Annotated in this window: 6 protein-coding genes; 4 read left to right on the forward strand and 2 right to left on the reverse strand. The window is 72.8% G+C overall.

Annotated features, from left to right (window positions below; genetic code table 11):
• The first annotated feature begins 635 nt into the window (after positions 1 to 635).
• On the forward strand, positions 636 to 2,048 hold the full coding sequence (locus ACFWPS_RS35450) for a hypothetical protein (protein ID WP_383712955.1): 1,413 nt from the start codon (positions 636 to 638) through the stop codon (positions 2,046 to 2,048).
• A gap of 134 nt (positions 2,049 to 2,182) precedes the next feature.
• Here the strand turns inward: ACFWPS_RS35450 and ACFWPS_RS35455 are convergent, their stop codons facing one another.
• Positions 2,183 to 3,727, reverse strand: a complete 1,545-nt coding sequence (locus tag ACFWPS_RS35455; RefSeq protein ID WP_383712958.1) for a Na+/H+ antiporter — start codon at positions 3,725 to 3,727, stop codon at positions 2,183 to 2,185.
• 236 nt (positions 3,728 to 3,963) lie between these two features.
• On the opposite strand from ACFWPS_RS35455, the gene ACFWPS_RS35460 reads away from it, so the two are divergent.
• Together ACFWPS_RS35460 and ACFWPS_RS35465 are read left to right on the forward strand one after the other, a co-directional pair.
• On the forward strand, positions 3,964 to 6,504 hold the full coding sequence (locus tag ACFWPS_RS35460; RefSeq protein WP_383712962.1) for an ATP-binding protein: 2,541 nt from the start codon (positions 3,964 to 3,966) through the stop codon (positions 6,502 to 6,504).
• Complete coding sequence (locus ACFWPS_RS35465; RefSeq protein WP_383712964.1) at positions 6,504 to 7,289, forward strand: DUF4118 domain-containing protein; 786 nt, start codon at positions 6,504 to 6,506, stop codon at positions 7,287 to 7,289. The genes ACFWPS_RS35460 and ACFWPS_RS35465 overlap by 1 nt, the downstream gene beginning before the upstream one ends.
• Positions 7,290 to 7,310: 21 nt before the next feature.
• Here ACFWPS_RS35465 and ACFWPS_RS35470 read toward each other — a convergent pair whose 3' ends face one another.
• Complete coding sequence (locus tag ACFWPS_RS35470; RefSeq protein WP_383712967.1) at positions 7,311 to 7,877, reverse strand: hypothetical protein; 567 nt, start codon at positions 7,875 to 7,877, stop codon at positions 7,311 to 7,313.
• Positions 7,878 to 8,159: 282 nt separating this feature from the next.
• Here ACFWPS_RS35470 and ACFWPS_RS35475 point away from each other — a divergent pair.
• The coding region (locus ACFWPS_RS35475; RefSeq protein ID WP_383712969.1) for an amino acid permease at positions 8,160 to 8,803 on the forward strand (644 nt) is incomplete at its 3' end.

The following is an 8,803-nucleotide window of genomic DNA, read 5'->3' on the forward strand; positions in this document are numbered from 1 at the left end:
GGGGGCCCAACCCCTCTGCCAAGCGCCCGGCTGTGTGGGGCGTTGGGTTGGGTGGGCGGGCCGGGGCTCGGCCGGCGGGGGCCGCGGGGGGGGGGGGGCCCCCCCCCCCCACGGACGTGCGGACGTCGGCGCGGGAAGACGACGGGACGCCACACGCTGGTGCCTGCCTTCGGGACACGCACCAGGCCGCCGCGAGCCACGCTCGGATCGAGGACTCCGGAGCCGGTGAGGCCGTTGACGCCCCGGCCTCGGCGGCGGACCACAGGAACCTATCCGCGAATGAGGGCCGAACAACCCTGCTCAGCACGGAATTTGCGGCTTTCATACGGATCCGGCGTGAGCGCCGTCAAGGCCCCGTCAAACAAACCTGGTGCGCCGTCAGGGGGCCGTCAACGCAGCCCGCCCGTGGCCGGATCCGGTCGCAGACTGAGCGTCAACGGGGGGACGGGCGACCGTCCGTAGCGTGACGGGGAGGGACCGTGACCATCACGGCCGGTACATCGCACAGACCTCAAGCGGAGGTCGGCGAGCAGCCGCCGCAGCCGGCGGGCACCCCGCCCGGAGGCAGCCCCGGACCGCGACGAGGAGGGGCGTCGCGGCCGGACGGGCCTCGACGCCTCCCGAGGCAGCAGGCCGTGGCCGCGCGGGCCGCTCTGCGCCGCCGCTACTGGGCATCCGTGCCCGCGCGGTTGCGCCTTCTGCGCGCGGCCACGGTCCTGCTCGCCGGCATACTCGCCGTACTCCTGCTGGTGGCCGGGCTCACCGCCCTGGGCACGTGGAGCAGCGTGGCCGGCCATGCCGCGCCCCGCACCACCAGCGCGGCCGATCTCGACCTGGCCCTGAACGACATGGACGCCCAGGCCGCCAACATCCTGCTGTCCAACGGGGACGCGGGACAGGGCCGTCTGCAGACGCCGTACGAGAAGGCCGTCGGCTACTACGGCGACGCCCGGCGCGAGATCGGGCACGATCTGAGCACCCTCGCCGTCGCCGCGCAGGGCAGCAGGGCCGACGAGAAGACGGTGGAGTCGCTGACCGACGGATTCGCCGAGTACCAGGAGCTGATCGGCCGGGCCCTGGAGAACGACGGCCACCAGGGCGGCAAGTCCGCCGCCCTGGCCGACTACCGCCGCGCGACCGACCTGCTGCGCACCCGACTCCTGCCCGCCGCAAGCAGATTGCTGACCTCGAACAACGCGGCCTTCGACACCGAGTACTCCTCGGCGCGCTCCGGCCTGCGTACCGAACTCGCCGTCGTCCTCGCCCTCGGCGTGCTGCTGCTGGCCGTGCTCGGCGTCCTCCAGCGGTACCTGGCCCGCCGCTTCCAGCGCACCCTCAGTCCCGGGGTGCTGGCCGCCACCGTCTGCACGCTGCTCGCGGTGCTTCTCGGGGCGCAGATGCTGTCCGCCTCCGCGGGACAACTGCGCGTGGCCCGGCACGACGCCTTCGACTCCGTCGTCGCCCTTTCCAGCGCCCGCGCCCTCGCCTACGACGCCAACGCCGACGAGAGCCGTTACCTGCTCGACCCGCAGCACCGCGATCAGTACGCCGACTCCTTCCTCGCCAAGTCCCAGCAGCTGTACGGCCTGAAGGGCGCCACGCTGACGACGTACGACTCGGAACTGACCACCACCTGGCAGGCGTACGAGACCGACCACCACGACCTGCGCTTCACCGGCGACTTCCGCCGCGAGCTGGACAACATCACCTTCCCCGGTGAACGGGCCGCGGCGGAGAAGACGGTGCAGACGTACGCCGTCTACCAGCGGGACGACCGCAAGATCCGCGCACTGCTCGCCGCCGGGAAGGAACAGGAGGCGGTGGAGTTCTGCATGGGGTGGGAGTCGGGCACGTCCAACGCGCACTTCGGGGCGTGGATGTCCGCGCTGGACAAGGTGACGGACATCAACCGCGCCCACTTCACGTCGTCCGTGGCGGCGGGCCGGTCGGAGGTGGACAGCCTGCTTCCCTGGGCGTGTGGATTGCTGTGCGCGGCGATGATCTCGGCTGCGCTGGGACTGCGCCCCCGGCTGGCGGAGTTCCGTTGACGTACAGAGCCGTGTAGGCGCCGGGTACCGACAACCCCCTGGGGGTGCGGGGCTGTATCAATATGCGGCTCCGCCGCGTGGGCGCGACCAGCCCCGACGCACCCGCAGACTAAAACGGTCCCCCCGGCGGAGCGCTACGCATCCGCCAACCGTGCCTCCTCCAGATCCAGCCCCCGCTGCAGCCGCCGCCGGGTCGTGTCGCTGATGGCGTGATCGTCGTAGAGGCGCTGGAGTGCCGCGGCCTCGACGACGATCAGGTCCCGGCGGAGCTGGCGGTAGACCTGATCGGCGGACTCGGTGCCCACGTCGGCGTCGTCCAGGCGGGCCGCCAGGCCGCGGCGGAGCCGGTCCAGGACCACCTCCGGCACGACCTCCAGCTCGGCGAGCTCCTCCAGGCGGGCGAGGCCGGCGTGGGCGAGGTGGGAGCGGGCCTCGGCCTCCTCGCGCGCGGTGTGCGCGGGCTCCAGCGCGATGCCGGAGCGGCGGACGACGGAGGCGAGGCTGAAGCCCTGGACGACGAGGGTGACGACCACGACCGAGGTGGTCAGGACCAGGACCAGCGGCCGGTCGGCGAGCGGGGTGCCGTCCTTCATGACCTCCGGGATGGACAGCGCGGCGGCCAGCGGCATCACCCCGCGGGTGCCGGCCCAGGTGAGCACCATCGGTACCCGCCAGTTCACCCGGCCCAGGCCGCCCTTGCGCTGCACGACCGCCGACAGGGGCGCAAGCCACAGCATGCGTACGGCGACGACCGTGGCGGCGACGGCGAGCGCGTACAGCGGCCAGGCCCGGTCGCCGTCGGCCAGGGCCCGCACCTGGGTGGGCAGGGCCAGCCCTATGAGGCTGAACACCACGCTCTCCAGCAGGAAGACGACCGTGCCGTAGACGGCGTGCAGCTGGAGGCGTATCCGGGCGTTGGTGAGCTTCTCGCCGCGGCCGCCGAGGACCACACCGGCCACCACGCAGGACGTCACTCCGGAGGTGTGCGCGACCTCCGCCAGCAAGTAGGCGGCGTACGGGGTGACCAGGGCGATCACCGTCTCCAGCACCGGGTCCTCGGTACGGCGCCGGACCAGCGTGACCACTCCGGCGACCGCGGCCCCGATCACCGTGCCACCGCCCGCGAGCACCAGGAACTCGCCCCCCGCCGCACCCCAGTTCGCGGCGGCGGACGCCACGGCGACGCCGGCCGCCACCCGCACCAGCACCAGCGAGGTCGCGTCGTTGAACAGGCTCTCCGCCTGCACCAGCACCTGCACCCGGGGCGGCAGGGCGAGCCGGCGGCCGAGCGCGGTGACCGCCACCGGGTCGGTGCTGGCCAGGATCGCGCCCAGCACGAACGCCATCTGCCAGGACAGGGGAGTGACCAGCGCGGCCACCGCCGCCACGGCCGCCGCGGAGGCCAGCACCAGGCCGATGGCGAGTATCCCGACCGGTTTCCACACCGCGCGCAGCTCCCGCCAGGGCATGTCCTCCGCGCTCGCGTACAGCAGGGGCGGCAGCACCACCAGCCCGATGATCTCGGGGCTGATCTCGATCCGCGGGGTGCCCGGCAGCAGCGCCACCGCCAGACCGGCGACGACCAGCAGGGAGGGGGCGGGAATGCGCCACCGGCGCGCGAAGGTGGCGACCACCGTGGCGAGGACCACGAGGGCCAGAACCGTACCGACGCTGCGCATGCCGTCCCCCTGGGGCTTTCGGAGAGCCACGTGGCTCCCCGGCCGACCAGACTTCCCGGCACACCGGCCGTCACCCTATCGGGCGCAGGTTACGTCAAGACGGTGTCAAGGTCCCCGGGCCTCACGACAAGGAACCGCTAACAACCCCGCCGACCGCCTCTCGAAGCGGCTTCCTTGGGAGGAGAAACCCTTGTACGCAGGAGAGTTGCACCAGTGAGCGGAGCGCGTCGGCGGCGATGAGTGACGTACGGCCCGGACGACTGAAGGTCTACCTCGGGGCGGCTCCGGGGGTCGGCAAGACCTACCGGATGCTCGACGAGGGGCGGCGCCGTGCCGCGCGCGGGGCGGATGTGGTGGTGGGGTTCGCGGAGTGCCACGGGCGTCCGCGCACGGAGGCGATGCTCGACGGGCTGGAGACCGTCCCCCGGGTGTCCTGCACCTACCGCGGCGGACGGTTCGAGGAGATGGACCTGGCCGCGGTCCTCGCCCGCCGTCCGCACGTCGTGATCGTCGACGAGTTCGCCCACAGCAACATCCCCGGCGACGGCCGCAACCCCAAGCGCTGGCAGGACATCGAGACCCTGCTCGACGCCGGCATCGACGTCGTCACCGCGCTGAACATCCAGCACCTGGAGTCCCTCAACGACGTGGTCGAGAAGATCACGGGAATGCCGCAGCACGAGAGGGTCCCGGACGAGGCCGTCCGCCGAGCGTGGCAGATCGAGCTGGTCGACATGCCGCCCGAGGGGCTGCGCCGGCGCATGGCGCACGGCAACATCTACGCCCCCGAGAGGGTCGACGCGGCCCTCGCCAACTACTTCCGGCCGGGCAACCTCACCGCGCTGCGGCAACTGGCGTTGCTGTGGGTGGCCGACCGGGTCGACGAGGCGCTGCAGGAGTACCGCTCGCAGCACGGCATCGGCAGGGTCTGGGAGACCAGGGAGCGAGTGATCGTCGCGCTCACCGGCGGGCCCGAGGGCGACACACTGATCCGGCGAGCCGCCCGTATCGCCGACCTCCCCCACTCTCGACTTCGCTCGAGCGGGGGGACCCCCATGGCGGGCGGCGACCTGCTCGCCGTGCACGTGGCCCGCAGCGACGGCCTGGCCGCCGGGGTCTCGCACGCCTCGCTGGCCCGGCAGCGGCGGCTGGTGGAGGACCTGGGCGGCAGCTACCACTCGGTGGTCGGCGACGACGTCGCCACGACCCTGGTGGAGTTCGCCCGCACCGAGAACGCCACGCAGCTGGTACTGGGCACGAGCCGCCGCGGCCGACTGGCACGGTTCCTGACCGGGCCCGGCACGGGAGAGACCGTGACCGAGCTGTCCGGCGACATCGACGTCCACCGGGTCACCCACGAGCGGGCCGGACGCGGCACCCTACTGCCGTCCCGGCGGCGCACGCTGTCGACCGCCCGGCTGATCGCCGGCCCGGTGGCCGGGCTGGTGCTGCCGGTACTCCTCACGATCGTCCTCGCCCAGCTGCGGGGCACGCTGAACCTGACCAGCGAGGCGCTGCTCTTCCTGCTCGCCGTGGTGGGCGTGGCCTGCATAGGCGGGGTCGCCTCCGCGGTGATCGCATCGGTGACGGCGTCCCTGCTGCTCAACTACTGGTTCATCCCGCCCATCGGGCAGTTCACGCTGGACGACCCGAACGCGCTGCTTGCCCTGGCGGTCTTCGCGGTCGTGGCGGCCACCGTGGCCGCGGTCGTGGACCGGTCCCTGCGCCTGTCGCGGCGCTCCGCCCGGGCGACGGCCGAGGCGGAGACCATGTCGTCCCTGGCCGGCAGCATCGTGCGGGGCGAGGCGACGATTCCGGCCCTGCTGGAGCGGACCCGCGAGACGTTCGGCATGGAGTCCGCGGATCTGGTGGAGGAACCTCCCGACGCGCCCGGCGTGACGGCCGTTCCGGCGGGCCCCGGCGCCTTCCTCGTGCTGTGCGGCCGCACGCTGTCGTCGTCCGAGCGGCGGGTGCTGGCCGCGTTCGCCGCGCATGTCGGTTCAGCGGTGGAGCGGGCACGGCTCGCCGAGGCCGCGGCCGAGGTCGAGCCGGTGAAGGCCGCCGACCGGCTGCGTACGGCGCTGCTGCGGGCCGTCGGCCACGACCTGCGCACCCCGCTGGCCGCGGGCTGGGCGGCGGTCACCTCGCTGCGCAGCCGGGACGTCGAGTTCTCCCCGGAGGACCGGGACGAACTCCTCGCCACCGCCGACGAGTCCATGGCGAAACTCAACCGTCTGGTGGAGAACCTCCTCGACCTCAGCCGCCTGGAGGCGGGCGCCCTCCCGCTGAACCTGCGTCCCACCTCTCTGGAGGAGGTCCTGCCCATGGCACTGACGGACGTTCCCGGCGTGGACGTGGCGGACGTGGAAGAGGTCCCGCTGGTGCTCGCCGACCCGCCGCTGCTGGAACGGGTGATCGCCAACCTGGCCGGTAACGCCGACCGCCACACACCGCACGGGAAGAAGGTGCTGGTCACCGCCAGCGCCCTGGCGGGCCGGGTGGAGCTGCGGATCGTGGACCGGGGGCCCGGTCTGCCCGCCGACGGCCGGGAGCGGCTCTTCGAGCCCTTCCAGCGGCTCGGCGACACCGACAACACCACCGGCCTCGGCCTCGGCCTCGCCCTCGCCCGGGGCCTGACCGAGGCCATGAACGGCACCCTCACCCCCGAGGACACCCCCGGCGGCGGTCTCACGATGGTCGTGTCGCTGCCTCTCGCCCCGCAGAGCGCGCAGAGCGTGGGTGCCGAACCGACGGAGCACACCGTGGGAGGTGCGTGATGAGCACGATGACCAGCGGGTGGAGATTCCACCGGAGCAGGACCCGGACCACGCCCCGAACCTGGCCCTTGCGGGACCGGCTCGCCCTCACGGCGGGCCTCGTCGCCCCCTTCCTGGCGGCCCTCGCACTCGTCCCGTTCCGTACCGGCCTGTCGCACACGAACGCCGCGCTCGTCCTCGTCGTGGTGGTCGTCGCGGTTGCCACGCTGGGCAGCCGCACGGCCGGCGTGCTCGCGGCGCTGTCGGCGGCGGCCTGGTTCGACTTCTTCCTGACCCGGCCGTACGAGACCTTCGCCATCACCGCGTCCGCCGACCTCGAAACGGCGGTGCTCCTGCTGGTCGTCGGCGTGATCGTGTCCCAACTGGCCGCCCGCGCACGCCGCCTGGAGGTCATCACGGTCACGGACGCGGCGTACCTCTCCCGCATCCACCGGACGGCCGAACTCGCACAGTCGTCGGGCTCCGCGAACACGGTGGTCGACCACGTCCGCCGGGAACTCACGGAACTCCTCGGGCTGCGCGCGTGCCGTTTCGAGTACGGCACCCTCCTGGGGCAGCCGCCCCGGCTGCACAACGACGGCGGCGTGACGGTGGGCAGGCGCTCGTGGGACGTGGACACCGCCGGCTGGCCCGAGGGCGAGATCGAACTGCGTGCCTACGGCAACGGCCACTACCTCGGCCGCTTCATGCTCACTCCCGGCCCGGGGCCGGTGCCCCCGCTCCAGGCCCGGCTCGTGGCGGTGACGCTGGCCGACCAGGCCGGATCGGCGCTGGACACGGCCTGACCCGTCGGGACGGGCTGACGCTCACTCCAGGCCGGAGGCTTTGAACACGGCCTGCGCGTTTTCGTGGTCCACGCGACGGGAGATGCGCCCCAGGACGGTCGCACCGCACCGCAGGAGCCCGTCGGCAGCGGCCCTCCGCGCGCCTTGGTCCAGGCGCAACCACAGCTGCGGATGGCGCACCAGGACCTCGGGGTCGATCTCGACACGGCCGCCGAGCGCGTCCCGCAGCAGGATCCGTTGGGAGATGCCGTCCAGGCAGCGGACCGAGACCAGCAGATCCGTCCGCACCCGGTGCTCACGTACCAGCCGGCGCGAGGCCAGCCAGTTCCCGCCCGCGGACACCCGGGCGGGATACAGCACGACGAACAGCAGCCCGGCGAGAGCGAACCACGACGCGGCGCGCCACAGGGTGAGCCGACCGGAGCCCCAGTCGACCAGGAGAACGAGCGCGAGCAGCACGCCCGCGCAGCGGACGGTGGCCCACAACTCCTGCACCCACTCGGGGGCGTTCGTCGCGTCACCGGATCCGTCGGGCCTCCCCGCGTGCGCGTCAGGCGGCTCTCCGCGGACCTCGTCACGGCGTCCCATGGTGCTGACGGTAGTGACCCGAGGAACCCGATCAGTCCGTCTTGACACGACCCTGACGGCTGTCCAGTGGTTCCTTGCCTCCTGACCAAGGAACGCGTCGCCCGGCGGGAGCACATGGCAGTCGCCCAGGTCACACGCTCGTCAAGGTCGCGTCAAGGTCGGCCCGTTGGGCGCGAAGATGCCGCAAGGAACCGTCGGACGCGGCCGGAAACGGACAGAACCTGGATGCCGCCGCGCGCATCAGCCCGCACGCGTGGCCGAGGCGAGAAGGAGCCCGTATCCATGTCCGTCCTGACCACCGAGCCGAACGCCGTACCCGCCGGCGAAGAGCCTCCCGATACCGGTGAACGCCACCGGCTGACCGCCGTCACGGGCCTGGCCGCGCTGTCGCTGGACGCGATGGCGTCGGTGGCGTACGGCCCCGAGGCGATCGTCCTCGTCCTGGCGGCCGCGGGCGCCCACGGCCTGGGCTTCACGATGCCGGTCACGCTGGCCATCGCCGCCCTGCTGGCGGTGCTGGTGGCGTCGTACCGGCAGGTCATCGCGGCCTTCCCGGACGGTGGCGGCTCCTACGCGGTCGCCAAGACCCACCTGGGCGCGCGCACCAGCCTGGTGGCGGCGGCGTCGCTGGTGCTGGACTACGTCCTCAACGTCGCCGTGGCCGTCACGGCCGGAGTGGCGGCGCTGACCTCGGCCTTCCCCGCCCTCTACGACGACCGGCTGTGGCTGTGCCTGGCGGTGCTCGCCCTGATCACGGGCGTCAATCTGCGCGGGATCGTGGAGTCCGCCAAGGCGTTCATCGTGCCGACGATCGTCTTCGTCGGCTCGATCTTCGTCCTCATCGCCGTCGGCCTCTTCCGCTCCCACCCCGTAAGCACCGTGACCGCCGCCGGTCACGCCTCGGTGGTCGCCGACAACGCCACGAC

Source organism: Streptomyces sp. NPDC058457 (genome assembly GCF_042720695.1).
Classification (GTDB): domain Bacteria; phylum Actinomycetota; class Actinomycetes; order Streptomycetales; family Streptomycetaceae; genus Streptomyces.

What these genes read in the sequence shown, in the direction of transcription:
- ACFWPS_RS35455 (WP_383712958.1), bottom strand. Translation starts at nt 3,727, where the DNA reads ATGCGCAGCGTCGGTACGGTTCTGGCCCTCGTGGTCCTCGCCACGGTG.
- ACFWPS_RS35460 (WP_383712962.1), top strand. Translation starts at nt 3,964, where the DNA reads ATGAGTGACGTACGGCCCGGACGACTGAAGGTCTACCTCGGGGCGGCT.
- ACFWPS_RS35465 (WP_383712964.1), top strand. Translation starts at nt 6,504, where the DNA reads ATGAGCACGATGACCAGCGGGTGGAGATTCCACCGGAGCAGGACCCGG.
- ACFWPS_RS35470 (WP_383712967.1), bottom strand. Translation starts at nt 7,877, where the DNA reads ATGGGACGCCGTGACGAGGTCCGCGGAGAGCCGCCTGACGCGCACGCG.